This window comes from Nocardia sp. NRRL S-836, assembly GCF_001279525.1.
GTDB lineage: Bacteria > Actinomycetota > Actinomycetes > Mycobacteriales > Pseudonocardiaceae > Lentzea.
This window is the reverse complement of the sequence record NZ_LGDY01000091.1, coordinates 576,304-600,658: the sequence shown is the minus strand read 5'-3', so window position 1 is coordinate 600,658 and position 24,355 is coordinate 576,304. Positions and strand designations below refer to the sequence as shown.

At 72.6% G+C, this 24,355-nt stretch carries 25 protein-coding genes; 10 read left to right on the top strand and 15 right to left on the bottom strand.

The annotated features are described in order from the left end of the window. Position 1 precedes the first annotated feature (1 nt). Positions 2 to 796 (bottom strand): ABC transporter permease, encoded by a 795-nt coding sequence (locus ADL03_RS13785; protein WP_053733751.1) that lies wholly within the window; start codon positions 794 to 796, stop codon positions 2 to 4. A 110-nt stretch (positions 797 to 906) separates the two neighbouring features. Here ADL03_RS13785 and ADL03_RS13780 point away from each other — a divergent pair, with 110 nt between their 5' ends. Continuing rightward, positions 907 to 1,443 carry a TetR/AcrR family transcriptional regulator gene (locus ADL03_RS13780; protein WP_053733750.1) on the top strand — a complete coding sequence of 179 codons (537 nt, stop codon included), beginning with the start codon at positions 907 to 909 and terminating at the stop codon, positions 1,441 to 1,443. 9 nt (positions 1,444 to 1,452) lie between these two features. Here ADL03_RS13780 and ADL03_RS13775 read toward each other — a convergent pair whose 3' ends face one another. Continuing rightward, positions 1,453 to 2,319, bottom strand: a complete 867-nt coding sequence (locus ADL03_RS13775; protein WP_231641817.1) for a LysR family transcriptional regulator — start codon at positions 2,317 to 2,319, stop codon at positions 1,453 to 1,455. 95 nt (positions 2,320 to 2,414) lie between these two features. Between ADL03_RS13775 and ADL03_RS13770 the strand changes: the two genes are divergently transcribed. Together ADL03_RS13770 and ADL03_RS13765 are read left to right on the top strand one after the other, a co-directional pair. After that, entirely contained in the window at positions 2,415 to 3,428 is a 1,014-nt protein-coding gene (locus ADL03_RS13770) for an NADP-dependent oxidoreductase (RefSeq protein WP_053733748.1), read from the top strand. Between the two features lie 232 nt (positions 3,429 to 3,660). Next, positions 3,661 to 3,903 (top strand): hypothetical protein, encoded by a 243-nt coding sequence (locus ADL03_RS13765; protein ID WP_157528579.1) that lies wholly within the window; start codon positions 3,661 to 3,663, stop codon positions 3,901 to 3,903. A 61-nt stretch (positions 3,904 to 3,964) separates the two neighbouring features. On the opposite strand, the gene ADL03_RS13760 is transcribed toward ADL03_RS13765, so the two are convergent. From ADL03_RS13760 to ADL03_RS46895, 6 genes are all read right to left on the bottom strand, one after another. Beyond that, positions 3,965 to 4,771, bottom strand: coding sequence for an alpha/beta fold hydrolase (locus tag ADL03_RS13760; RefSeq protein WP_053733746.1), 807 nt, complete (start codon positions 4,769 to 4,771; stop codon positions 3,965 to 3,967). Positions 4,772 to 4,779: 8 nt separating this feature from the next. After that, a complete protein-coding gene (locus tag ADL03_RS13755) occupies positions 4,780 to 5,613 on the bottom strand; it encodes an alpha/beta fold hydrolase (protein ID WP_053734001.1) in 834 nt (277 codons plus the stop codon). Between the two features lie 79 nt (positions 5,614 to 5,692). Continuing rightward, complete coding sequence (locus ADL03_RS13750) at positions 5,693 to 8,443, bottom strand: LuxR family transcriptional regulator (RefSeq protein WP_053733745.1); 2,751 nt, start codon at positions 8,441 to 8,443, stop codon at positions 5,693 to 5,695. A gap of 332 nt (positions 8,444 to 8,775) precedes the next feature. Next, positions 8,776 to 9,990, bottom strand: coding sequence for an FAD-dependent monooxygenase (locus ADL03_RS13745; protein ID WP_053733744.1), 1,215 nt, complete (start codon positions 9,988 to 9,990; stop codon positions 8,776 to 8,778). 120 nt (positions 9,991 to 10,110) lie between these two features. Further along, positions 10,111 to 11,199: a cytochrome P450 gene (locus tag ADL03_RS13740; protein WP_082373098.1), complete on the bottom strand. Its 1,089-nt coding sequence runs from the start codon at positions 11,197 to 11,199 to the stop codon at positions 10,111 to 10,113. Continuing rightward, entirely contained in the window at positions 11,189 to 11,863 is a 675-nt protein-coding gene (locus ADL03_RS46895; protein ID WP_157528578.1) for an AraC family transcriptional regulator, read from the bottom strand. Before ADL03_RS46895 ends, ADL03_RS13740 begins: the two co-directional genes overlap by 11 nt. Before the next feature lie 274 nt (positions 11,864 to 12,137). On the opposite strand from ADL03_RS46895, the gene ADL03_RS13730 reads away from it, so the two are divergent. Further along, a complete protein-coding gene (locus ADL03_RS13730) occupies positions 12,138 to 14,018 on the top strand; it encodes a glycoside hydrolase family 44 protein (RefSeq protein ID WP_053734000.1) in 1,881 nt (626 codons plus the stop codon). Between the two features lie 17 nt (positions 14,019 to 14,035). Here ADL03_RS13730 and ADL03_RS13725 read toward each other — a convergent pair whose 3' ends face one another. Both ADL03_RS13725 and ADL03_RS13720 read right to left on the bottom strand, forming a co-directional pair. Continuing rightward, positions 14,036 to 15,280, bottom strand: a complete 1,245-nt coding sequence (locus ADL03_RS13725) for a hypothetical protein (protein WP_197288302.1) — start codon at positions 15,278 to 15,280, stop codon at positions 14,036 to 14,038. Positions 15,281 to 15,438: 158 nt separating this feature from the next. Beyond that, entirely contained in the window at positions 15,439 to 17,016 is a 1,578-nt protein-coding gene (locus ADL03_RS13720) for a hypothetical protein (protein WP_157528577.1), read from the bottom strand. 293 nt (positions 17,017 to 17,309) lie between these two features. Here ADL03_RS13720 and ADL03_RS13715 point away from each other — a divergent pair, with 293 nt between their 5' ends. The 5 genes from ADL03_RS13715 to ADL03_RS13695 are packed head-to-tail and all read left to right on the top strand — an operon-like array spanning position 17,310 to position 20,502. After that, positions 17,310 to 17,732, top strand: a complete 423-nt coding sequence (locus ADL03_RS13715) for a hypothetical protein (RefSeq protein ID WP_157528575.1) — start codon at positions 17,310 to 17,312, stop codon at positions 17,730 to 17,732. Next, complete coding sequence (locus ADL03_RS13710) at positions 17,729 to 18,964, top strand: PPE domain-containing protein (protein ID WP_053733738.1); 1,236 nt, start codon at positions 17,729 to 17,731, stop codon at positions 18,962 to 18,964. Before ADL03_RS13715 ends, ADL03_RS13710 begins: the two co-directional genes overlap by 4 nt. After that, the gene (locus tag ADL03_RS13705) at positions 18,961 to 19,233 is read left to right on the top strand and encodes a hypothetical protein (protein WP_053733737.1); all 273 of its coding nucleotides are present in this window, start codon (positions 18,961 to 18,963) and stop codon (positions 19,231 to 19,233) included. Before ADL03_RS13710 ends, ADL03_RS13705 begins: the two co-directional genes overlap by 4 nt. Continuing rightward, positions 19,226 to 19,897 (top strand): hypothetical protein, encoded by a 672-nt coding sequence (locus tag ADL03_RS13700; protein ID WP_053733736.1) that lies wholly within the window; start codon positions 19,226 to 19,228, stop codon positions 19,895 to 19,897. Before ADL03_RS13705 ends, ADL03_RS13700 begins: the two co-directional genes overlap by 8 nt. A 35-nt stretch (positions 19,898 to 19,932) precedes the next feature. Then, positions 19,933 to 20,502 carry a hypothetical protein gene (locus ADL03_RS13695; RefSeq protein WP_197288301.1) on the top strand — a complete coding sequence of 190 codons (570 nt, stop codon included), beginning with the start codon at positions 19,933 to 19,935 and terminating at the stop codon, positions 20,500 to 20,502. Here the strand turns inward: ADL03_RS13695 and ADL03_RS13690 are convergent. Continuing rightward, the gene (locus ADL03_RS13690) at positions 20,417 to 21,193 is read right to left on the bottom strand and encodes a helix-turn-helix domain-containing protein (protein ID WP_197288300.1); all 777 of its coding nucleotides are present in this window, start codon (positions 21,191 to 21,193) and stop codon (positions 20,417 to 20,419) included. The two genes, ADL03_RS13695 and ADL03_RS13690, sit on opposite strands and share 86 nt — an antisense overlap. A gap of 28 nt (positions 21,194 to 21,221) precedes the next feature. Here ADL03_RS13690 and ADL03_RS13685 point away from each other — a divergent pair, with 28 nt between their 5' ends. Next, on the top strand, positions 21,222 to 21,995 hold the full coding sequence (locus ADL03_RS13685) for an ESX secretion-associated protein EspG (RefSeq protein WP_053733733.1): 774 nt from the start codon (positions 21,222 to 21,224) through the stop codon (positions 21,993 to 21,995). Here ADL03_RS13685 and ADL03_RS13680 read toward each other — a convergent pair. The 4 genes from ADL03_RS13680 to ADL03_RS13665 are packed head-to-tail and all read right to left on the bottom strand — an operon-like array spanning position 21,992 to position 24,330. Then, the gene (locus ADL03_RS13680) at positions 21,992 to 22,300 is read right to left on the bottom strand and encodes a hypothetical protein (RefSeq protein ID WP_053733732.1); all 309 of its coding nucleotides are present in this window, start codon (positions 22,298 to 22,300) and stop codon (positions 21,992 to 21,994) included. The two genes, ADL03_RS13685 and ADL03_RS13680, sit on opposite strands and share 4 nt — an antisense overlap. After that, a complete protein-coding gene (locus tag ADL03_RS13675) occupies positions 22,297 to 22,578 on the bottom strand; it encodes a hypothetical protein (RefSeq protein WP_053733731.1) in 282 nt (93 codons plus the stop codon). Before ADL03_RS13675 ends, ADL03_RS13680 begins: the two co-directional genes overlap by 4 nt. Continuing rightward, positions 22,575 to 23,612 (bottom strand): CHAP domain-containing protein, encoded by a 1,038-nt coding sequence (locus tag ADL03_RS13670; RefSeq protein ID WP_053733730.1) that lies wholly within the window; start codon positions 23,610 to 23,612, stop codon positions 22,575 to 22,577. The genes ADL03_RS13675 and ADL03_RS13670 overlap by 4 nt, the downstream gene beginning before the upstream one ends. Before the next feature lie 7 nt (positions 23,613 to 23,619). Continuing rightward, positions 23,620 to 24,330, bottom strand: coding sequence for a transglycosylase SLT domain-containing protein (locus ADL03_RS13665; protein ID WP_053733729.1), 711 nt, complete (start codon positions 24,328 to 24,330; stop codon positions 23,620 to 23,622). Positions 24,331 to 24,355: the final 25 nt, after the last annotated feature.

Sequence of the window (24,355 nt, the reverse complement as noted above, 5' to 3'; positions counted from 1 at the left end):
CTCAGGCGCGTCCGCGCCACGGGGACAACGCACGTTGGGCGGCCACGATCAGCGAGTCGATGATCAGACCGGTGATGCCGATGACGAAAAGACCGAGGATGACCACCGCGGTCTGGTTGAAGCGCTGGGCGTTGAGGACCATCCCGCCGATCCCGTCCGCGCCGTTCACGGTCTCCGCCGCCACCACGGAGCTGTAGGCGATGCCGACGGCGAGCCGGACACCGGTGAGGATCTCCGGTCCCGACGCCGGCAGGACGACCGCGCGGACGACGTCGAACCAGTTGGCGCCCAACGCCTGCGCGGCCTCGACGTACTGCCGGTTGACCCCGCTCACCGCGGCCGCGGCGGCCACGGCGACCGGCGGGAACGCGGCGATCATCAGCAGGTAGACCTTGGGTTCCTCGTCGATGCCGAACCAGATCACCAGCAGGCTCAGGTAGGCGAGCGGCGGCAGGGCGCGCAGGAACGCCACGGCGGGCTCGGTCACCGCCCTGACGACCGGGACCAACCCCATTGCCAGCCCGAGCACAAGTCCCAGCAGCACACCGTAGAAGCACCCGTAGCCGACCCGCCGCAGGCTGACGCCGAGCCGTTCGGCCAGCGTCGAACCGGCGTAGCCGCCCTGGCCGTTCGACGCGGCCGATGTGGACAGCAGCTGGTCCCACACCTGGCCGGGGCTGGGCAGGACGGCGGCGGGCCAGATCTCGGCCAGCGCGACCAGCTGCCACAGCAGGAACAGCGCGGCGATGGCGATCAGCCGCACCAGCAACCACCGTGACGCCTGGATCTTGGACACGCCGTGAATGTACTGACGTACACATCCCCGGTCAGGACCGTTCCGTATCGTGGTCCCCTGCGAGAACGCCTCTTGCGCGACGACTCGGCGAACCGGTAAGGAGAGCGACGATGGCACGGCGGCACGACCCGCACCGCCGGCAGCGGATCATCGAGGCCGCGGTCGAGGTGATCTCCGAGTCCGGCCTGCCCGCACTGACCCACCGCACCGCCGCCGCCCGCGCCGACGTGCCGCTGGGCTCCACCACCTACCACTTCCTGAGCCTGGACGAGCTCCTCGACGCCGCCGTCCACACCGTCGCCGAACGCAACGTCGCCCGCCTGCGCGACTGGGCGCGGTCCCTGCCCTCCGACGCCGACCTGAGCACCGAGCTGGCGAGCTTCATCGTCCTGCTGGCCGGCGAACACCGGCAGACCAGCGTGCTCGCGTACGAGCTGTACGGCGGTGCCCTGCGGCGGCCGGCGCTGCGGGCCGCCAGCACGTCGTGGGACGAGATGCTCACCGACGTCTTCACGTCCAAAGTGGACGTCACGACCGCGCGGGCGCTCACCGCGCTCTTCAACGGGTTGCTGTTCCAGGCCCTGGTCTCACCGGGCAAGCCGAAGCACGCCGACCTCGACCAGGTGCTGCGCCGCCTGCTGCGCTGACCCGCGACCTCAGGCCGCGGTGGTGGCCCTCAGCTCGCGGATCAGCTCCCGCACCGCCAGGGAGTGCCGGGCCGCGGTCGTGGTGACGTGCACCAGCCTGCGGGTCGGCTGGTCAGGGCCCAGCTCCACCACCCGCACGCCGGTCGGGGTCGTGTGCAGCGTCAGCCGCGGCAGGACGGCAATGCCGATGCCCTGCGCCACCATCGACAGCACCACGCTGTCGTCGGCCACGTCGAGCCTGCGCCGCGGCAGCCAGTCCTGGGTTCGCCACCAGTTCCTGGTGTAGGAGGAGCAGTTCTCCGGCCAGTCGAGCAGCGGCAGTGTGCGCGGGTCGGGGTGCCCGGCCGGGTGGACCAGCAGGTAGGGCTCGGTGAACAGCTCGCCGTGGTGCAGGCCGGGGAGCTCCGCGTTGTCGTCGAGGGTGGCGATGGCGAGGTCGGCGCGGCCGTCGGCGACCTCACCCGCGGCACCCCTCGCCAGTTCCGGCACCACGAGCACCTGCGGCTTCAGGGCGGGGAACCGGGTGGTCAGGCGGTCCAGCACCGGCGGCAGCAGGTGGGCGGCGGCGGTGCGGAACGTCGCGATGCGCACGGACCCGGAGATCGACCCGGCCGCGGCGTCACGGGCCTCGGTGCGCAGGAGCTCCAGCTGGCGCAGGACCTGCCGGGCGTGCACCACCACCCGTTCGCCGGCGGGCGTGGGCCGCGCACCGGACCGCCCGCGTTCGAACAGGACTGCCCCCACCCGGCGCTCGCACTCGCGCACGGCGTGGGAGACGGCGGACTGCGTCAGCCCGATCTCCCTCGCGGCGGCGGTGAAGCTGCCCGTGCGATCCACGGCGAGCAGCAGGCGCAGGTCGGCAGGCGTGAGGTCCACATCCCCACTATCCATGAACCGCGCTCATGGAACGGCGCCATCGATCAACTCCACGGGCTGCCCACACGGGGACCTCGCTGCCTACGTTTCCGCCCATGAGCACATTCCTCGCCGTCCGCCAGGTCCGGCGCCCGTCCGGAACACCTGTGGCAGACGACTTCACCGTCGTCACGGAGCCGCTGCCCGCTCTCGCCGACGAGCAGGTGCTGGTCGAGAACGTCTACGTGTCAGTCGACCCGTACATGCGGCAGCTGATGAACACGGGCGAGGCCGGGCTTGAAGGCAGGGCGATCGGGCGGGTCGTCGAGTCGCGGTCACCACAACTCCCGGTCGGCACAACGGTCTTCCACCGCCGCGGGTGGTCGACGCACGCCGTGGCCGACGCCGCGGAGGTCCGGCGCGTGCACCAGGCGGACGGGGTGCCGTTGAGCGCCTACCTCGGCGTGCTGGGCGGCACCGGGCTGACCGCGTTCGTCGGGCTGACCCGGATCGCGCGGCTGGAGCCCGGCGAGGACCTGTTCGTGTCCGCCGCGGCAGGCGGTGTCGGCAGCGCGGCCGGGCAGATCGCCAGGCTGATGGGCGCGGGACGCGTCATCGGCAGCGCCGGTTCGGCCGCGAAGGTGGCGCACCTGCGGGAGATCGGGTTCGACGCGGCGTTCGACCACCACGACGGCCCGGTCGCCGAGCAGCTCACGCGGCTCGCCCCCGACGGGATCGACGTCTACCTCGACAACGTCGGCGGCGACCACCTCGCCGCCGCGATCGCAGCGTTGCGCCCGCACGGCCGCGTCGCCTGGTCGGGCGCGATCGCGCAGTACAGCTCGGCTCCGCCCGCGGCGCCGCACAACCTCGCTGACGTGATGTTCAAGTCGTTGCGCGTGGAGGGTTTCCTGGTGCGCGAGCACCTCGACCTCCGCGAACGGTTCGAGCGCTTCCTCGTGCCGCACGTGCGGAACGGTTCGGTGCGCGTCAGCGAGACCGTGGTCGACGGGTTCGAGAACCTCGTCGAGGCGTTCCTCGGGGTTCTGCGCGGCGACAACACCGGCAAGATGCTGGTGCGCGTCACACGACCAGTCGACCAGGCCGAGGTCTCTGTCTTGTCGCAGTAGGCGTAGAAGTCGTCGGCGCCCTGCGGCTCGGCCATGGGGCGGGTCGACTTCATCTCGTCGGGGAACAGCTCCGATCGCCGTACCGGCGACCACATCGGGGTTGAACCCGCCGCACCAACGCGCTGAGGCCCGGTCGGTGGTGTCCGCGTGGTGGTCGCGATGGGATTCTGCTGGAAGAGGATGGCGTGATCACCGGGCCACGTCAGCGAACACTCCGGAAGTGGGTGCGGTCGTGATCCGTCGCAGTGTGCTCGTCGCCGCCACCGTGCTGGCTGCCGTCGTGATGCCCGCCGGTCCGGCGCAGGCGATTCCCGCGTGCAAGAGCGGATATGCGTGCCTGTACCAGTGGTGGGCGGACCGCGAGCACACGGAGTTCAACGGGTTCCTGTCGATCGACTGCGACGGCAGTGCGGTCAGCTCGGGCACCCGCTCCGGATACCTGCAGTTCACCCAGGCGCGCTGCAACTCCCTCTGACTCCGGCACGGCAACCGCCCCAGCCCCGCGATCCACCGGATCACGGAGCTGGGGCGCGACATCAGGCCGCAGCGCGCAGGACGAGGTCCACGACCGCGTTCGGACGCGACACCGCCACGGCGTGCGAGGCGCCGTCGACGGTCGCGGTGGCGCGTGCGCCGGCCCGGTCGGCCATGAACCTCTGCGCCCGCACCGGGATGTTCTTGTCGGCGCCGGCCAGCAGGAACCACGAGGGGATGCTCGCCCAGGCGGGGGTGCCGGACGCCTCGTTCAGTGCAGCGTCACGGATGGGGCGCTGGGTGCTGGCCATGAGAGCGGTCTCCCGTGCCGGGACGTCGGCCGCGAACTGCTGGCGGAAGACCGAGGGCTTGATGTAGAGGTCCTTCGAGCCGTCGGGCAGTGCGACCGGTGCCAGCGTGTCGCCCAGCGTGCTGCCGGGGTACTTCGCGGCGAGCTGGGCCGCGGACTCGCCGGCGGCGGGGGCGAAGGCGGCGACGTACACCAGCGCCTTCACCTTGGGGGAGCGTGCCTTCACGTTGGTCATGACGGCACCGCCGTAGGAGTGGCCGACGAGGACCACGGGGCCGTCGATGGCGGCCAGGCGGGTGTCGAGGGCCTCGGCGTCGGAGGCGACCCCGCGCAGGGGGTTGGCCACGGCGACGGTGGTGTAGCCGCGGCGGTGCAGCCGCTCGGTGACGGGGTTCCAGCTCGCACCGTCCGCGAAGGCGCCGTGGACGAGGACGATCGTGGGCTTCTGGCCGGTGGTGGGGTGGGCGGCCACCGCGTTCGACATGCCGAGCAGGGCGAGGCCGCCGGCGGCGGCGAGCACGGCCAGCAGAGCGGTGATGCGGTTTCTCAAGGTGTGCATGTCAGTTCTCAGTCTGTGAGGAAGGCGAGCAGGGCGGCGTTGACCTCGGCCGCGTGGGTGAGCAGCAGGCCGTGCGGAGCGCCGTCGATCTCGACGTAGCGCGCGTCGGGCAGGCGGCGGCGGAACTCGCGGGCGGTGGCGTCGATCGGCAGGATGCGGTCGGCGGTGCCGTGCAGGATCAGCGACGGCACGTCGATGCGTTCCACGTCGGCACGGAAGTCCGTGAGCCACGCCGGGACGCACGCGTAGGCCGCCACGGGCGCCGAGCCGATGGCGGTGACCCAGTTCGCCCGCAGCGCGGCGTCGCTGAGGCGCGAGCCGAGCGTCTCGTCGGTGTTGAAGAAGTCGACGAAGAAGTTCTCGTACCAGGCGAAGCGGTCGGCCTCGGCCTGCTCGGCGATGCCGTCGAACACCGACTGCGGCACACCGGCCGGGTTGTCGTCGGTCTGCAGCAGGAACGGCTGGAGCGAGCCGAGGAAAGCCGCCTTCGCCACCCGCTGCGAGCCGTAGGTGCCGAGGTAGCGGGCGACCTCGCCCGAGCCCATCGAGAAGCCGACGAGGACGACGTCGGTCAGGTCGAGCTGGGTCAGGACCTTGTCGAGGTCACCGGCGAAGGTGTCGTAGTCGTAGCCCGTCATGGTCTTGCTCGACCGGCCGAAGCCGCGGCGGTCGTAGGTGATGACCCGGTAGCCGGCCTTGACCAGCGCGTCGGTCTGCTTCTCCCACGACTGGCCGTCGAGCGGGTAGCCGTGGATCAGGACGACCGGCTGGCCGGAGCCGTGGTCCTCGTAGTACAGCTCGACGTCGGTCGAACCCTCGGTGCCGACGGTGATGGTTCCCATGGTGCCTTCCCGCCCGTCCGCCGTGTGCGGACCGGGCATGGCACGAAACCTATGCAGCGACCAGGGCCGTTCGCGTCCGTCAGCCGACGTCTTCGACGTACGTAGTCGTACTGCGCAGCACCGCCGCGAGCTCGCCGCGGGAGGTCACGCCCAGCTTGGGGAACATCCGCTGCAGGTGCGTGCTGACCGTCCTGGGCGAAACGTACAGCCGCTCACCGATCTCCCGGTTGGTCAGCCCCTGCGCGGCGAGCTGGGCGACGTGCAGCTCGGTCGACGTGAGCCGGTCGACGGCGGCCGGGTCCTGCCGCGGGGACGACGTGCCCGCGGCGCGCAGCTCCTGGCGGGCCCGTTCCGCCCAGGCCGACGCGCCGAGTGCGTCGAAGACCTCGCGCGCGGCCTGCAGGACCACGCGGGACTCCGCTGGCCGCCGGTGCCGCCGCAGCCACGCGCCCAGGGCGAGGTGCACCCGTGCCCGTTCGAACGGCCAGTCGACGGGGACGGCGTCGAGGGCTTCCCGGTAGTGCTGCTCGGCGGTGTCCGGCGGGCTGAGCAGGGCCCGGCCGAGGCGCAGGCCGCAGAGCAGGGCGGGTGACGGGGTCGGCTCGGCGAGCGGCGCCAGCTCCCGCAGGACCTCCCGCGCCGCTTCGGCGGACTCGCTGCGCACGGCCGCCTCGACCAGCTCGGCGAGCCCGTAGAAGCGCAGCCACGGGTGGAAGGCGGGGTCGGCCGGCTCGAAGACGCGCCGCAGGTGCCCGAAGGCGTCGCCGTAACGGCCCTGGCAGAGGGCTTCCTGGCCGCGGGCCATCTGCACGATGGCCAGCACCGGGTGCGCCCCACCGGGCAGCGCGACGCGTTCCGCCTCCGCGGCCCACGCCTCCGCCTGCGGGTCGCCGGAGACGGCCGCGAGCTGGGCGCGGATGGCGTGCACCATGGCGTGCACGAGGGGCTGGCCGGTCTCGTGGGCCAGCTCGGCGGCCTCCTCGGCGGCGAGGTGGGCGGCGCGCACGTCACCGAGCCGCGCGGCGCTGCCCGCCTGCACGCACAGGGCCCTGGCCAGCATCGACAGCCGGCCCTGCGCCCGCAGTGCGTCCAGCGACCTGGCCGTCAGCCGGCCCGCCAGTGCCGGAGCGCCCACCGTCACCGCGGCGGCACCGAGGAGCTGGTCCCCCTCGGCGTCCTCGGACGACCGGTCCAGCTGGTCGGCCAGGGACTCGAGGACCGCTCGCCCGCGTTCGACCGGCGCGCAGTACGCCCGCAGCGCCACCAGGTCGGCGTTGTCCGCGTCCACGGGCATCCGGTCCGCGGCGGCGGCGACCCGACGGCGTGCGGCCGGCCCCGGTTCGCCCCAGAAGCAGTGCAGGACCGCGCCCCACAGCATGCGCAGCCCCAGCACGCGTTCGCCGTCGGCGGCGATCTCGACGGCCAGCTCGGCCAGTTCGGCGGTCGCGGTGCCCTCGCCCTGCGCCGACCCCTCGACCAGGGCGATGCCGACCCAGGCCGCACGGCCCTGCTGCCGCACCGAGAGGTCCAGCGAACGGGCCTGGGCCAGCAGGTGCGCCGCGGCGTCGCTCTGCCCCGACTCCAGGGCGAGCTCGGCCGCCCGCAGCAGCCGGTCCGCACGGGCCGAGGGGTCCGCGCTCAGCTCCGCCGCCCGCCGCAGCGCCGCCAGCGCCGCGGCGACCCCGCCACGCCGCAGGGCCCGGCCGGCGGTGCGGTCCAGGTCCTGTGCCGCCTGCTCGTCGGGACCGGCGGTGGCGGCGGCGCGGTGCCACGCCTGCCGGTCGGGCTGTCCCTGGAGCTGGGCGGCGAGAGCGGCGTGCGCGGCCTGCCGTTCCGCGGCGGTCGCCGCGTGGTGCATCGCCGAGCGGACGAGCGGGTGCCGGAAGACCATCCCCCACGGCTCCAGCAGGCGCGCGCCGACCGCCGGCTCGAGGGCGGCGACGTCGACCGGTGTCCCGAGCATCCGGCCGGCGGCGGCGAGGCACTCGTCCATCGTGCCGTCGCCGTTGAGGGCCGCGAGGAGCAGGACGGTCCGGGTGTCGGCCGGGAGCCGGGAGACCCGTGCCGTGAAGGTCCGCTCCAGCCGCTCGGTCAACGGCAGCGGGCCCGGCGTGAGCGCGTACGCCCCGCCGACCGACTGCAACGCGACCGGCAGCTCCGTCAACGCCAGCGGGTTGCCGGCCGCCTCCACCAGCAGCCGCCGCCTGACCTGCTGCCCCAGGCCGGGGGCCACCTCGTCCAGCAGCTCGCCCGACACCTCGTCGGTCAGCGGGTTCAGGTGCAGCACGGGCAGCCCGGCGCCGGCGAGGCGGTCGTCGAGGGAGCGGGTGACGGCGACCAGTGCGAGCGGGTCGGACTCGATGCGCCGCGCGACGAACCCGAGCACGTCGAGGCTGGCCCGGTCCATCCAGTGGGCGTCCTCGACGACCACCAGCAGCGGTGCCCTCACCGCCGCGTCCGACAGCAGGGTCAGCGCGGCCAGGCCGACGAGGTAGAGGTCGGGCACGGCCTCGTCGTCGAGCCCGACGGCCGCGCGCAACGCGGCGCGTTGGGGTCCCGGCAGGTCGTCGATCCCGTCGCGCAGCTGGTGGACCAGCTGGTGCAGGCCGGCGCAGGCCACGTCCTCCTCCGACTCCACCCCCACCGCCGTGACCACCCTGGTGCCGCGGGCCGCTGCCCGCTCCGCCGCCTCCGCGACCAGCGCCGACTTGCCGATCCCGGGGGCGCCGAGGACGACCACCGCGCCGCCGGACCCGGAGCCGGCCTGCTCGACCAGGGCAGCCAGCGCGCGGCGCTCCGCCTCCCGACCCAGCAGCACCCGTCGTTGCATGCCGCGCTCCGCCTCCTCCGTGTGACTCCCCGCCGCACCTCCGCGTGCCGCCCGTGAGCCGGGAAAGGGGACGTTATCCGCGCATCGGCACGCGCGCCGCTTCGCCGAAAGCGAGGGCTCCAGTGCCTGCGGGGAGTATTTGAGCACCAGCCCCGCCGTTCCACGAAATGGGTGCTCACGGGGGTGGCACGCTTCACATTGGGGCTGTCGGCGCGGCCACAGGACGCCCGGCACCTGTGCGCTCAGCTCCCCGTGACGGGGCACCACCTCAGCGTCACGCGCCTGCACTCACGTGGGTGTCCTGCGACCGCGCCAGCCGACCGTCGTCGCGGCTACGGCTGGGCCGGCTCCCTCACCCCGGCGTCCGGCAACCCGGCGTAGTCGGGCAGCTCGGCGCCGTTGATCGCGCGCTGGATCAGCGCGGTGAACGCCTCCATGTCGGGCTCCTCCTCGGGTTCCTGGCCCGGCTCGGCCTGCGGCAGCAGGCTGTGGACGTGCAACCGGCCGATCTCCTGGTTCGCCTCGACGAACGACCGCATCCGCGCCTCGTAGCCCGCGAACCCTGCCTCGGGGTCCCAGTCGGCGGCGGCCAGCTCGCCCGCGAGCAGGTAGGCGCCGACCAGCGCCAGCCCGGTGCCCCCACCGGACATCGGCGACGAGCTGAACGCGGCGTCGCCGATCAGCCCGACCCGTCCGTGCGACCAGCGGTCCATGACGACCTGAGCGACCTGGTCGAGGTAGAAGTCCGGGGTGTCGTCGAGGTGCGCGAGGATGCGCGGCGTCCACCAGCCCAGGCCCGCCATCCGCTCCCGCAGCAGGTTCTTCTGCGCCTCGACGTCACGGTGGTCGACGGTGAAGTCGGCCGCCGGGAAGGAAAGCATCGCCATGGCGTGGGTGGCGTCCTTGAGGGGCCGCAGGCCGGCGGAGCGACCGGTCTCCCGGTCCTGGTGGTCGATCATCCAGCGGTCCACGCCGAACTCGTTGGGAACGCTGTAGAAGGCCAGCACGAGCCCGAGGTGGCGGAGGAACCGCTCCCGCGGCCCGAAGACCATCCCGCGCAACGCCGAGTGCAGCCCGTCGGCTCCGACCACCAGGTCGAACCGCCGCCGGTCGCCACCCGCGAAGGTCACGTCGACGCCGTCGGCGTCCTGGGCGAGCTCGGCGATCCGGTCGCCGAACACGTACTCGACACCGTCGCGGGTGTCGTCGTAGAGCACCTGGGACAGATCGCCGCGCAGGATCTCGACGTCCGCGATGTACCCGTCGCCACCGTCGTCCTCCGCGCGGTACGTCTCCAGCACGGTGCCGTCGGCGTCCACGGTGTGCGCGCCGGCCGTGTCGGTGCACGCCGCGCGCACCACCTCCTCCAGCCCCATCCGCCGGATGACCTCCTTGGACACCCCGCGCGCGTCCACCGCCTGACCGCCCGGCCGCAAGCCGGGAGCCCGTTCCACCACGGTCACCTCGGCACCGCGCCGGCGCAGCCAGTGGGCCAGCGCCGGCCCCGCGATGCTCGCCCCCGCCACCAACACCTTGATCCCGCTCATCACGGCCCCCTGTCGTCGGTCTGTATGAAGGTCCGAAGTGTACGGAGATCGAGCGTGGCGCTGAGCCGTATTCGCTTTCGTGCCGGTGATTTCGGCATTGCGATCTGCCGTCAGGGGCGATCAACACCGCCTGTTCGTCGCCAAAGCGACTTTCCGGACGTCGACACCGACCGGGGATCGGCGGGTGTCGACGCCGGTGATCCGCCACGGCCGGTCGAGCAGGGCGGCGAGGGCGACGCGGACCTGCATGCGGGCGAGGTGGGCGCCCAGGCAGAAGTGGACACCGCGGCCGAACGACAGGTGGGGGTTGGCCGTCCGGTCCGGGTCGAACGTGTGCGGGTCGGCGAAGACGTCGGGATCGCGGTTGGCCGCCGTGATCATCGCGACGACCCGTTGGCCCGGCTGGAGCTCCTGGCCGCCGAGCGTGGTGGGCCGGGTGACGAACCGGTCCGTTCCGCCCGTGGGCGGCAGGTAGCGCAGCACCTCCTCGACGGCCGGTCGCAGGTCGGCCGGTTTCGGCCGGTCGGCAAGGCACAGCACCGCGTTGACGAGCAGGGTCGTGGTGGTCTCGTGGCCGTTGACCAGGAGCAGCGCGCAGAAGTCGAGCACCTCGTCCGCGGTGAGGCCCGACCGCGCCAGGGTGGCGATGACGCCGGTGGGCTGCTCGATCTCCGCGCGGAAACACGCGCGCATCTCCCCCACCGCCGCGTGAAAAGCGGTCCGGCGGGTCTCGTCCGCGGTGAACGCGCCGAAGAACGACGTGATGTCCTCGGTCCAGCGGACGAAGTCCGGCCACCGCACCGGTTCCACGCCGAGCAGACCCGCGATCGTGCGCACCGGCAGGGGACCGGCCACCTCTCCGACCAGGTCGAAGGTCGGGCCGGCCGCGGCGAGCAGAGCGCCGACATGCGCTTCGACCAACGGTTCCAGCGACGACACGGCCCGCGGTGTGAACACCTGGCTGACGATCCGGCGCAACGCGTGGTGCCGCGGTGGGTCAGTCGCGGAGAGACTGCGCAGCAACGGGTTCGAGCCGTGCGGTACCGGTTGCGCGCTGTAGCGCAGTTCGTCGGAGGAGAACACCGCGTGCTCGGTGAGCACCCTGGCCACGTCGGCGTACCGCGTGACCACCCAGCCGCCGATCGGCTCGACGTACCGCACCGGGCCCACGTCCTGCCGGTGGAAAGCGAAGATCTCCTCAAGTGACATGCCGACGAGGGTGCTGCCCGCCCGCGCCGCCGGCTTGGAAGAAACGGACGCACGACGTCCCGACCGCGCGCCGGAACTCCGCGATCATGTGCGGCTGGTCGTAGAACCCGCTGCGCACAGCGATCTCCGCCCAGTCCGGCACCGGCGACGACCGCGCCAGGGCCACCGCCCGATGCAACCGCACCACGCGCGCGTACGCCTTGGGACTCAACCCGGCCGCGACCAGGAAGCGGCGCCGCAGCTGCCTTTCGGACACCCCGGCCGCCGCCGCGTGCCGTGACACGGGCACACCGGGGTCCGCGCGGATGGCCCGCAGCACCTGACCCACCGCCCGATCGGCCGGACGGGCCGGTGCCCGCAACGCCCGCAGCCCGTCGCGCAGCCCCGAGCCGGGGAACGGCATCCCCGCCAGCGGCACCTCGTCCGCGGCTATGCCCAGCACCCCGGCACACGTTCCCGGTCGCAGCCGCACCCCCGTCAGCGGCGCGGTCAAGCGTCCGGTCCTGGCCTCGGTCTCCGGGCCGCTCAGCCACAGTGAGCCGTCCGCGAACACCAGCAGGTCCACGGCCGGTTGCGGCAACGCGAGCGGCAGGTCCCCGCTGCGCCACCACACCCGGCTGACGCGGCCGGCCAGGTCGGCGGGCGGGGCGTAGTCACCTGTCACGCACCGGAGTGAACCCCGGACGGGCCGACCGGCGCCACCGAAATCGTCCGGAGCACCGCACCGGGTCACGAGACCGTTGTGGGGCGCGAAGTTCGATGATCGGGTGAACGCACCCACCGGGATCGCTTTTTCGACGTCGAATCGATCCTGCCGCGCTTGACGCCTCTCGCTTTCCCCGCAACCGTCCGGTGGGCACACATCCACGCAGGGAAGCGGGGCGGCTGTGGTCGGCATCGGACGATGGCAGAAGGCGCGATCGATCACGGCCACGGGCTTGGCGGCGTCCCTCATAGCCGCGTCGTTCACCGCCCAGGCGACCGCGAGCCCGGCGGCGGCCGGGCCTGAGCTGGCGGTGGACGTGTCCGCCGCCCGGCACGCGATCAGCCCCGGCATCTACGGCCTGAACGGTGGCGATCCCGCGTTCAACGCCGAGATCGGCCAGTCGGTGGCGCGCTGGGGCGGCAACGCGTCGAGCCGGTACAACTTCAAGAACCACACCTACAACACCGGCAGCGACTGGTTCTTCGAGAACATCGTCGCCGACGAGCAGCACACCGTCGAGTCGGTGGTGAAGTCCAACCTGGACCGCGGCATCAAGCCGGTCGTCACCGTGCCCATGTCCGGCTGGGTGGCCAAGGACTCGCCGTCATCGCACCCGTTCGCCTGCGGCTTCCCGGCGACCCGGTACCCGCGGCAGGACAGCTTCGACCAGTGGGATCCCAACTGCGGCAACGGCAAGCTCGACGGGACGAACCTCAGCGGCGTCCCCACCGACACCTCGATCAGGGCCGACGCGGCGTTCGCCGGCGAGATGGTGGCGCACCTGGTGAGCCGGTTCGGCACGGCCGCGCAGGGCGGCGTGCCGATCTACGAGCTCGACAACGAGCCGGTGCTGTGGTCGAGCACGCACCGCGACGTGCACCCCGAGCCGGTCACCTACGACGAGCTGGGCGGCAAGGGCACGGCGACGGCCGCGGCCATCAAGGCCGCCGACCCGAGCGCGGCGGTCCTCGGTCCGTCCGGCTGGGGGTACTGCGAATGGGTCGCCTCCGGGCTGGACGGCTGCGGGCCGGGCGCCGACGCGGCCGCGCACGGCGGGCTCAACCTCTCGCAGTGGTACCTGAAGAACATGAAGGACTACAGCGACGCCCACGGCGGCAAGCGCTACCTCGACTACTTCGACCAGCACTTCTACCCGCAGATCAGCGGCGGCAAGGACCCGGAGAGCAACGAGCTGCGCCTGCGGTCGGTCCGTTCGCTGTGGGACCCGACCTACGTCGAGGAGTCGTGGATCGGCCCCGGCGGGGTGAACGCGCCGCCGCTGCAGTTCATCCGCACGATGAAGTCGTGGATCGCCCAGCACTACCCCGGCACCAAGACCGCCATCACCGAGTACAGCTGGGGCGCGCTGGACGACATCAACGGCGCGCTGGCCCAGGCCGACGTCCTCGGCATCTTCGGACGTGAGGGCCTCGACCTCGCCACGATGTGGGGCGAGCCCAAGCCGGCCGATCCGGGCGCCTACGCGTTCCGGATGTACCGCAACTACGACGGCGCGGGCAGCCGCTTCGGCGACGTCAGCGTCTCGGCCACGTCCGCCGACCAGGGCCGGCTGTCGGTGTACGCGGCACAACGCTCGTCCGACGACGCGCTGACCGTCATGGTCGTCAACAAGACCGGCGAGGACCTGACCTCACCGCTGTCGGTGGCCGGGTTCGACGGCACCGCGACGGCACAGCGCTTCACCTACGGCCCAGCCGATCTGAGCGCCATCGTGCGCAGCGATGTCGCCGTGAGCGGCGGCCGGGTCGACGCGACCTATCCGGCGAACTCCATCACGCTGCTCGTCCTGCCGCGGGCCGGGTGTTCGGCGAGCCTGCACGTCAACGGCGACTGGGGCACCGGGCACGTCGCGACGGTGACCGTCACCAACGACCGCCGCACGGCGTTGGCCGGGTGGCGGGTCGGCTGGACGTGGCCCGCCGGTCAGCAGGTCACGCGCTCGTGGGGCACGAGCCTGAAGCAGGACGGTGCCCGTGTGGTTGCCACGGATGCCGGGTGGAACGGCTCCGTCGGGGCGGGTGGCAGCACCACGTTCGGGCTCCAGGCCAGCGGCGCGGCGGCGGCGCCGGCGTTGAGCTGCAGCCCGATCTGAGGTGCTGCTGAGTGCGCTCAGTCCTGCAGCAGGAGCTGACGATCTCGCCAAGCCATGCGCAGCAGCGTCAGCGAGCTGGCGGACAACCGGCGCTCGAGGCGGTCGATCGCCTCGCCGGTGAACGGGAAGCCGGTCCGGCCGGCCTCTCCCACGACGAGGCCTTCGTCGTTGACTGCGACCAGGCCGCTGAACAGCCGGTCGAAGACGTCGCCATCGATCACGGCGACGGTTCGCTGGCTCACGCCGAGGGTGAGTGCGTCCATGACGAGGCCGTAGTGCCACAGCCGGAACCGGCCGCCGGCACGCGCCTGTTCGAATGATCGGAAGGGTTCTTCTCGCGCGTAGTCGATGGAGCGCGCGCCGGCGCCGTCGTGTTCGGGGTTGCCGAGAAACTCCTCGGAGTACTCGCGCATGATGTTGCGCCACAACGAGAAGTCGTTGTGCAGGTCACTTTCGGCCAGTGATGACGGCTGGAACTCGCCGGAGGGCATGACCGTGCACATACCTCCGCCGTCCGCGACGGCACGGCCGTCGCGCTGGTGCATCATGAAGCGGTGTTCGCCGCAGTTGTCCTTGCGGATGGTCAACGTGCTGATGCCGGGCGACATCAGCAGTCGCTCGGGATCGAAAGGGTCGCCGATCGAGGCGCGAAGGGGCAGGTCCGCCCAGTCGGGTGCGGGTCCGCGTGCGGCGAGCCAGGCTGCTTTGAACTCGTGCGAGAGGTACTCCTTGATGTCGAAGACCTCGAAGAACGTGGTGGTGCCGAACGTGAGCGCGAGCCCGTTGTCCGTGGAGACGTCGAGCAGGCGGTAGCTGCGGCGGTTCTCCAGCAGCCGCGGTCGTACCAGATCACGTACCGCGCGGCTGTAACTGGAGTAGCGGTCACCTCGTGAGGTCAACGGCAGCACGTGGTCGGTGGGGCCCAGGCCAGGCGTTGGGTGTCCGGCATCGGAGAACGTGAGATGGACCGAGTCGAGTGCGACGGGTTCGTCCAGGAGCCAGCCTGGGCCGGTGAGGACATGTCCACCTGGCGCGCGTTGACCGGGTGGGTACAGCCAGGCCGCCAGCTCGGACAGCTGACAGCCGTGGTTGCTCGCGGCATGACGGACGCGGAGCCATTCCTGCTGGCTCTTCCGCACATGGCCGGCGATGTCGGCGTCAGCCGTCGTGTTCGCACCTCCCCCGGCGGTCTTCGCGAAGGACTCCTGGGTGTCTCCTTGCTGCTCGCGCTTCTCCGCGAGCCGGTCTGGCCGCGCCACCACGCTGTCACCCCCGGACTACTGCAGGTCACAGTAGCGGGAGGCGGCAGGCAATGCCTCCGCCCATCACCGCTTGTGCACTCCGCACCGGCACCGCGTTCGATGTGGACGGTGTTGCCAGGCGTTGTCGTCCTCCCCCGCCCACGCGGGATCCGCAACGCCTACGGGCTTCGCCGTGCACCGAGCTGAGCACTGATCCTCGCCAGCCGCTCACCGAGCGGCGCACGGTGGGCCTCATCCAGGCGGTCCAGCACGCGAACGAGCGACGGGCACTCGGCCATGCGCCTGCCCTTCAGCTCCCCCGCGTCGACGACGTGGGGGAACGGGGCGAGCGCCGGGTGGTCCTTCGTGAGCCGCTCGCCGCCGGTGCGGGGCAGGACCGCCTGCGCGAAGGGGCTCTCCACGCCGTCGAGCACCACCAGCGTGTCGTCGGTTCGCCGTTGTGAGGTCAGGAAGTCCAGCTCCCGCGCCAGACCCGGGCTGAGCTCCGCCGCCCAGACGACCACCTGGTCGGCGACCGCGATCAACGTCGAGACGGTGTCGAACCACGTCTCGTCCGGCAGGTGGAGGCGGACCGGTGCGGTGAACTGGCCCCAGTTCTGGCCCAGTTCCAGCTCGCCCGCGGTCGTGCTGGCCACCAGGACCAGCGGCACCGAGGCGGCCAGCTCGCTCAGCGCGGGTGCGCCGTCGTTCAGGTTGATCACCTGGACGTGGTCGGCCGGGTCGTCGGGATCGAGCAGGAACGAGGTGGTGCCGGACCGCTCGGTGAGCTCGAAGTTGCGCAGCAGCAGGACGAACGGCTCACCGGCGCACAGCCAGCTGCGCACCGCGCCTGCGGACCTGCGGTGCTGGGCGCGGGCGCGGCGGACCAGCTCGCGCATCCGGTTGCGTGGCGCGCCGGACCGCAGCCAGGAGAAGAACCCGCGCGCGGTGGAGCGGCGGCGCCGGTCCCAGTACCGCTGGCGATGCAGGTAGTCGAGCTTCAGCTCCGGCTCGCCGAGGTCGAACCGGTCCAGCACCTCGACGGCGTGCCGGGCCCGGGAGAGCCACAGGTCCACGTCCTCCGACGAGCCCGGCGGGTCCGTGCCGAACTCGGCGGTGATGGTGGCGAGCACTTGGCGTGCGGTGTGCTCGTGGCCGCCCTGGACCAGTATCAGCGCGTGGTTGCCCAGACCGTGTGCCCGCCACCCGCGCAGATCGGGGTCCGTGCTGTCGCTGCACCGCGCGGCCAGCTCACGCCACAGCGCGCCGAGGTCGGCGATCTTGGCGCGGTCCACCGTGACGTGGCGGCCGCTCAGGTGCGCGAGGCTCGACAACGCCCGGCACACCGCGTGTTCCACCCGCACGTCCTGCTGTGCGGGGATCGCGTCGACCAGGTCGCGCAGCACCCGGACCGCCTGGGCGGTTGTCTGCCGGTCGACGGACCACGCGGCGCACGTGTCGGTCAGCGCCATGATCGCGCGTGCGGCGAGGTCACCGCCGAAGTTGCTCGCGATGTGCTGCCCCAGCCAGCCCAGCAGCAGGAAGCCGTCGGGCACGCGGTCGCGACGGGAGAGCTCGACCGCCGCCTCGAACGTCAGGAACGCGAAGGTGTCCGGATCGCCGTGGGCCGCCACGACGTCGAAGTACCAGCCGCGGAACTCCGAATCGCCGGCCCGTCCGGCCTCCTGCCGCAGCGCGTCCCACTTCGCCAGCGCGGCGGCCACGACCTCCGCCGCGGTGAACTCGTCCCCACCCACCGGCACCACCCCCTGCCGGCATCCTTCCCAACGCCGGACACGCGCGAAAGGCCGTGGGCCGGCTCGGTGCGCGGTAGAACTGCGAATTGGTTCTCGAAATGCCATAAGCGGTGTGAATGTGCCGCTGCGAAAATACGATGTCGACCTTCGGCCGGAAACGGCGTGGACTTGCCTGGGCACGCACCGTTTGTGACCATCCGTGCACCGGGTACTGGATCTCTCGGCCACCTCCGGCCACCATGTTCCGAGCCGTCGAAACGAGGGAGTGTGCGCCCGTGGTCAGGGTGGACAGCATGGACGAGGCCGAGCGGCTGAAGAAGTCGCTGCGGGACGGGCACGTCGCCACGGTCGTGGGGCCGGCCACAACCGGTGGTCTGGTGGGCATTCCCGCGACCGGCGCGGACCACATCGAGATCGACCCGGCCGACTTCGACCAGGCCGTGCGGCACCTCTACCGGCGCCGTGACGAACTGGCGGGCTACCTGGCGGACAGCGCCGCCCTGGCCACGCCGCTGCCGGACGGCAAAGGGCCGGTCGCGGTGCACATGCGCAAGGCGTTCGGGCTGCGGGCCAGGGACGTGGAGGGTGGCGTCCGTGCCGCGTTGCAGTCCTACGTCGCACAGCTCGACCTCGTGATCGACGCACTGGAGAACGTGAAGAAAATGCATGTCGCCGTTGACGACAGCACCGCCGCGGCGTTCAAGGCGCAGGCATGAGCAGGGACCGGGGCTACTTCTCCGAAGAGCACAAGCCGACCGCGAAGCAGCTCAAACGCGCGAAGAAGCTGAGCGACCAGCGCCGCGCGAACCTGCGTGAGGACGCGTTCGACTCCGGCACCATCCGCTGGGACGCGTACACCCACCAGCAGATGTGGGACATGGTCCACACCGCGGACCTGCCGGGGATGTCCGTGCGGACCGGGCAGTGGGAGGACCTCGCGCCGAAGCTGCGCGGCACGTCGCGCTCGGTGCAGGACGTCGTCAACCGGCTCACCGCGTCGTGGCGCGGCCCGTCGGCGGAGCTGGCGGCCCAGGCGGCGACGGCGCTGACGTCGTGGGGCGAGACGGTCGGCGACTCCGCCGAGAAGGTCGCCGCCGGCATGCAGAACTACACGACGGTGCTCCAGGAGACCAAGCGGCGGCTGCCGGAGCCCGTGCACTACTGGGCGGAGCGGCACTTCCGCGAGGGCTACGACGTCAAGGTGGCCGACGGGCCGCAGGGACTCGCCCTGCTCGAACAGCTGACCGACGACCACATGCCGACCAAGCTGGAGGCGCGCAACGCCAAGGCGGAGGCGGTGGCCGTCATGCAGATGTACGAGAGCGAGAGCAGGAACGCCCGCAGCACCCTGCCGGTGTTCGACACGGCACCGCCGACCGCGCAGCAACCGGGTCCCGCCGCCCCGCCACCACCACCGCCGCCACCGACGCTCGACCACTACGGCCCGCCGCCGCACGAGCCGGACCCGGCACCGCGGCCACCCGAGCACGCACCGGGGTCGGACGACGGACTGCCGGGCAAGACCGACGACACGGCAGTCGCCTCGTACAGCCCCACGGCCTCCTACAGCCCCACCGCCTCGTACAGCCCCACCACCACGGGAACCCCGAACGGCGCGACGGCGTTCGGCGGACCGTTCGGCAGCCACGGCGGCCAAGGCGGTTACGGCGGCTCGGCGGGCGGCGCCACGCCGGGGTCACGGGGGGCCGCCGGAGCCGGGGTTCCGGGCGGCGCCACCGGTGTGCTCGGCCAGCAGCCCGGCCGCGGCACCGCGGCGGGCATGGGCGGTCGCGGCGTGGCGGGCACGCCAGGAGCGCCGGGCTACGGCATGGCGCCGCCGTACGGCGGCAACGGTGACGACGACCGGCAGCACTCCAACCGGTACGCCGAGAAGATGGACCTCCTGGACGACATCCCACCGGGTGCGCCGCCGGTGCTGGGCGAATGAGCGACGGGTACGCCGCCGACGTCGCCGCGGTGGCCACCACGGCGCAGCGGCTGGCCGACACGGCCGACGAGGTCGCCGCGGTGGCCGCCGCGCTCGACCTGGGCTCCGGCGGGGACCTGGGACCGGGCGTCACGGCGGCGGCCGACGAGCTGCTGCGGTCGTGGGCGGACCGGACGGCCGCGCTGCGCGCCACGCTCGCGGAGGCCGCCGACGAGCTCCGCGCGGCCGGTGCGGCCTACCGCGACGCCGACGAGCTGCGCCATGGGTGACTACCGGGGCCTGGGTTTCGACCCGGTGCCGGGCGACCCCGGCGCCGTCGCCGCGGCGGCCGAACGCTGCCGGCACCGGGTGGAGGTCCCGGCGCCGCCCGCGGGCTGGACGGGTGCCGCGGCGGAGGCGTTCACGGCCCGGCTGGCGGAGGTCCGCGACGAACTGGAGACGGCGCAGCGCACTGTGAGCGCGGCGGCCGACACGTTGGACGACTGGGCGGGGACGGTGCTGGCGAACCAGCGCAGGGCGGAAGAGCTCGACAGGCGCGCACGGGAGCTGCGGCGTGCGATCGACGACGCGGACAACGCCGTGGTCCTCGCGTCGTTCCGCGGCGGGCCGGAGCACGTGGCGGCCTCGGCACGGCTGGACGAGCTGCGCCGTGAGCTCGACGGCGTGCTGGCGAGCGCCCGCGACCTGGAGGCCGACCACCGCAGCGCCGCACGGCGGGTCGCGGAGCGGTTGCGCCGGCTCGTGACCGGCGGGGTCGAGGCGGCCGGGCGGGTGCCGAGCCGCGAGGACCTGTTCGGCGGCGTCGTCCGGGCGTTGACCGACTACTCGGCGCTGGGCAGCGAACTGGCCGGGGTGCTGGTCGCCGCACCGCGCACCGCGGGCGCACCCGCCGGTGGGGCGGCCGCTTTCGCGTCGGCACTCGGTGAGCGGTGAGACTCACGCCGGTGCGGGGCGTCACCCCGGTTCCCGTGAGCTCGGTCGACGCGACGTCCGCCGAGCTGTTGTCGTTGCTGCGCCGCACGCGTGGACCCGACCGGGCGCGCGATCCGGGTCTGGAGGTCGCGGCGACGCAGGCCGCTGAGCTCGCCCTGCGCCACAACGCGAGCGTGGTGGCGGTCGTCGAGCACCCCGGCGCCGATCCCGCGGTCCTGGTGGCCGGTCTGGTCGCGGTGGACCGCGTGCTGACACCGGCGGCCGCCGAGGAGCTGTGCTTCCACCTCGCCGACGCCGGTGGTCCCGGCATCAGGGAGATGACCACCGCCACGACCGGCACCGGCTATGCGGTGGTGATCGTCGAGCGGGTTCCGGTGACCGGTGTCGGCGCGCAGCTGCAGATCGTCGTGCCCGATCCCGCGCACCCGAGGATCGCCGTGTTCACCCTGCACTCCCCCAGCGGCCGCGGCTGGCTGGAGCTGGCGGGCATCACCGGGCGGTTCGTCGACGGCGTGGAGTTCACCTCGGCAGAGCGCGGCGGCGGTACTCCGTCGGTGGCTGGCCGACCAGCGCGCGGAAGGCACGGGAGAAGTGCGTCGCACTGACGAACCCGCAGTCGCGGGAGATCTCACCGACGCCGCGGCCGGCCTTCGCCGGGTCGGCCAGCAGCGCCTTCGCGCGCTCGATGCGCAGCACCTTGATCCGCTCGGCGACGTTCGGCTCGCCCTCGAACACCTGGTACAGCCGGCGCAGCGAGATGTTCAGCGCCTTGGCCACCTGGCCCGGTGTCAGGGACGGGTCACCGAGGTGCGCGCGGATGTGCTCCAGCGCGGCACGCCGGTGCCCGGTGGCGATGTCGGCCCGCTGCAGCTCCTCCCGCAACGCGCTGCGCAGCACCAGCTCCGCCAGCCCGACCAGGTGGTGCGCCACGCCGAGGGGGTCGAGCACGGCCCGCGCGGCGATGACGTGGCCCACCGCGCCGGAGAACACGTCGCGCACACCGGCGGCCACCTCGACCGGCTGGAACATCAGCGGGTGCAGCTCGCTGAAACCGGTCGACAGCTTGGTTTCCGGCACGGTCAGCATGATCGCGCCGACGGGCAGGACGTGCAGCGAGCAGTCGCCGAAGACGTGGGTGCCCTCAGGCAACGAGCGGTGCACCGGGCACCGCATCAGCAGCTGGATGGACTCGGGTGTCCGCACGGACGGCGAGCCGGTCAGCGCGGCTTTCGCCGCTGCCGCACCGGAAGCACGCACGACCAGCACACCGCTCGCGACCTCTGCGTCGTGCTGCACGCGGTCAAGATTAACCACGGGAGCACTCATGGCACGGCGTTTACCCGCAACCGGTGCAGTCGTCCTGTCCCACCTGGAGTTCGACCTGGTGTGGGAGGACCTCGGCTTCGGTGAGCCGCCGCCCGCGCTGGACGTGCCGTCCCACGGCGCCACGGAGGCCGAGCGGGACCGGCTGGCCGGCGAGGTGTCCACGTCGCTGGCGGACGCCGGCCTGATCGACGAGCACGGTGACGTCGCACCCGAGCTCGAGGAACTGCTCGGCATGCTCCGCCACCACACGGCGTCCGTCGACGCGCTGGCGTTCGGCGAGCAGCCGTGGCGGGTGCTCGCCGCGGTCCGGGGCAGCCGGGGTGTGCTGGCCGTGCTCAACAACGAGGAGCTGGCGCTCGAACCCATCGCACGTGCCGACCTGGTGCGGGCGGTGGTGAGGCTGCTCGGTGACCACCCCGCCGGGCCGGGCGAGCAGATGCGGCTGCCGCGACCGGCGTACTCGGCGGCGCTGCGGGCACACGTGGAGACCGGCTACCACGGCCTGGAACGGGTGCTGGCCGACGCGGGTGTGCGCGGCAGCGCGATGCGGCCGCTGATCACGATCGCGGAGGCGGGCCGGGTCGGCGCCGGGCAGCTGGCCGTGACCGGCAGCCGCGGCCGTTCGCCCGTGCTCACCTGGTCGGACACCAGGGCGGGCCGGTACGTCATCACGACCGAGGACGTCCGCGACGAGCAGTGGGTCCGGGTGGTCCCCGCCGACCTGACGTGGATCACCCGGCGCGTCACCGAGATGCTCGCCGAGGCCGGTTAGGACAGTCCCAGCCCGACCGGCTCGTCCAGCACCGCCGCCAGGACCTCGGCACCCGCGGCCAGCGCGGCCTCGGCTGCCTCGTCGACCAGCCGGTGCACGCGGGACGCCAGCGCGGCGGGCCGCAACGCCATCGCACGCGGACCCAGCTCCAGCCCGACCAGCTTGCCGTGCAGGTCGACCGTCACGACCACGTCGCCCTCCCGCGCGGAACGGGTGATCGCGTCCAACGCCGCACGCACGTCGAGTGGTTCGCGTTCTTCGTCCGCTGCCAGCATGTCCTCGATGGTCTGCGGCTCGTGCGTCATCGGACCATCCAGCTCTGCGGTGTGGTGGACTCGATCTCCTCGGCGAGCTCGGTGTCGGCGTGGATGCCGAGCGCCTCCAGGTGCTCGGCGCCGAGCACGTGCCGGGCCCGCTCGTTGGCCCGCGCGGTCGCGAGCCGCACCAGGGTGAGGATCTCGTCCGCCAGCGCGGCGCGGCCCAGCCGCATCGACCGCTCGGTCAGCGCGATGGAGCGCAGCCCGCCGCCGGCGCCGACCTCGATCGCGATGCCGGTGTCGTGGTGCGCGTGTCCGGTGATCACGGGTGCACTCCTCCGTAGAACTTCGTGCCGCTGAGCTGGTGGGTGTTGCGCCGGACCTGGTCGCCGGAGTTGCCCTCGATCAACGTGACCGTGCCGCCGTCGACCTTCTCCACGATGCCGATGTGCTTGCTGGTGGCCGGGCTCTGCGGGCCGGTGCCGAACAGCAGCACGTCGCCGGGCCGCACGTTCCCCTTTAGGTCACCGTTGCCGTACGCCTTGCCGTGCCGCTGGCCCCAGCGGTAGACGTCGCCGGTGAACGGCAGGATCGGGATGTCCACACCGGCCTTGCGCCACATCGCCGTGGCGAACGAGGAGCACCAGTAGGTCGTGGGCCCGTACGGGTTGCGGTTGCTGCCGGGCGGACTTTCCCGCGTGCCGATCTCTCCGCGGGCGGCGGACACGATCTTGCGCACCTTCGTGCCGGACGTCTTGGTCGCGCCACCACCACCGCCACCACCACCGCCGCGCCGTGCCACGCGGGGATCGGCGACGCCGTCGTCCTCGATCTCCCTCTCCAGCGCGCGGAGCTTCCGCTTCGCCGCACCGAGCTCGGCCTTGACCCGCCGCACGTTGCGCACCGACTCGCGCGTGTACCGCGGTTCGAGATCCGCCGCGGCGGCCACCGCCTTCATCAGTGCGGCCTGGGTTCCACTCGCGACGGCCGTGTCGAGCAACGCGACGGCCTTGGTGACGTACTCGTCGATCAGCCGTTGCGCGGCCGTGTGCCCGGTGACGAGCGCGCTGCCCGCACCCGCCACCACCTTCTCGGCCTCGGTGCTGACGGACGCCGTCATCCGGATCTGCTTCGCCAGCCGGTCGGAGCGCCGTTCGAACTGCTCCGAGGCGGCACCGTCCCAGTGGCCGAGCGCCTTGCCCGCGGCCTTGCGCGTGGCGTCCTGCTGTCCCTCCAGCGCACTGCTCGCCTGGTGCAACGCGAACTGCACCCGCACCGCGTCGTCGGCCTTGCCCGCCAACGCGTTGCGGTGCGCGATCATCCTCTTGGCGAACTGGAGCGCGACGGCTCGTGTGTCCACGTCATCCTCACTTGAAGTCGTCGGCGATCGCGTCGTCCTGCGCGCGGTACGCCCGTGCCAGCCGCCCGGTCGACCTCGCCAGCCGGTCAGCGTTGCGGCCGACCCCGTCGACCTGCCGGTGCAGCGCGCCCCCGAACGCTTCGAGCGCCGAGGCGAACCCGGTCTCCCGCCCGATCCGCCCGAAGCTGTCGTCCGCGATCCTGCCGACCTGGCGCACGTGCCTGGTCCCGATCGACGCGAGGTCGTCGGCGATGCCCTTGCCCTGCTTGACGTAGTGGTCCAGCGCGCCGGGGTCCACGGCGAACCCGCCACTCTGCGCCCCGCCTCCCCGCCGCGGCGGCGTCCCCTTGCCCGTGCCCCGCGCGGCCCGGCGCGCGACGTCGAGGTACTTGCGGTAGGCGCCGTTGGTGTAGGTGGACCACGGGGTCCACGACCTGCCGTCGCGGGAGAGCGAGTTGGCCACCTCGGCGTTGACGCGCGGGTCGAACAGCTCCTGGTTGGAGTCGAGTCCGTACTGCCTGCGCCGCTCCGGCCCCATCGCACCGAGCATGTTGATCTGCCAGAGCCCGTAGGAGTCGTCCGGCGGCTTGCCGTTGTGCGCCCGCGGGTCCCCGTTGGACTCGGCCAGGGCGACGGCGACCGCGATCGTGAGGCCCTGCCCGTCGAACCCGGCGGCGCGGGCGTGCTGGGCGATCTGCTCGGGGCTCAACCTGCTCATGCGGGTCAGCCTGGCCGTTCGCACG

Bases quoted from the DNA above. Each gene is read 5' to 3' on its own strand.
- ADL03_RS13780 (WP_053733750.1), top strand. From the start codon at position 907: ATGGCACGGCGGCACGACCCGCACCGCCGGCAGCGGATCATCGAGGCC.
- ADL03_RS13710 (WP_053733738.1), top strand. From the start codon at position 17,729: ATGAGCAGGGACCGGGGCTACTTCTCCGAAGAGCACAAGCCGACCGCG.
- ADL03_RS13685 (WP_053733733.1), top strand. From the start codon at position 21,222: ATGGCACGGCGTTTACCCGCAACCGGTGCAGTCGTCCTGTCCCACCTG.
- ADL03_RS13715 (WP_157528575.1), top strand. From the start codon at position 17,310: ATGGACGAGGCCGAGCGGCTGAAGAAGTCGCTGCGGGACGGGCACGTC.
- ADL03_RS13705 (WP_053733737.1), top strand. From the start codon at position 18,961: ATGAGCGACGGGTACGCCGCCGACGTCGCCGCGGTGGCCACCACGGCG.
- ADL03_RS13770 (WP_053733748.1), top strand. From the start codon at position 2,415: ATGAGCACATTCCTCGCCGTCCGCCAGGTCCGGCGCCCGTCCGGAACA.
- ADL03_RS13665 (WP_053733729.1), bottom strand. From the start codon at position 24,330: ATGAGCAGGTTGAGCCCCGAGCAGATCGCCCAGCACGCCCGCGCCGCC.
- ADL03_RS13750 (WP_053733745.1), bottom strand. From the start codon at position 8,443: ATGCAACGACGGGTGCTGCTGGGTCGGGAGGCGGAGCGCCGCGCGCTG.
- ADL03_RS13700 (WP_053733736.1), top strand. From the start codon at position 19,226: ATGGGTGACTACCGGGGCCTGGGTTTCGACCCGGTGCCGGGCGACCCC.
- ADL03_RS13760 (WP_053733746.1), bottom strand. From the start codon at position 4,771: ATGCACACCTTGAGAAACCGCATCACCGCTCTGCTGGCCGTGCTCGCC.
- ADL03_RS13745 (WP_053733744.1), bottom strand. From the start codon at position 9,990: ATGAGCGGGATCAAGGTGTTGGTGGCGGGGGCGAGCATCGCGGGGCCG.
- ADL03_RS13680 (WP_053733732.1), bottom strand. From the start codon at position 22,300: ATGACGCACGAGCCGCAGACCATCGAGGACATGCTGGCAGCGGACGAA.
- ADL03_RS13755 (WP_053734001.1), bottom strand. From the start codon at position 5,613: ATGGGAACCATCACCGTCGGCACCGAGGGTTCGACCGACGTCGAGCTG.
- ADL03_RS13740 (WP_082373098.1), bottom strand. From the start codon at position 11,199: ATGTCACTTGAGGAGATCTTCGCTTTCCACCGGCAGGACGTGGGCCCG.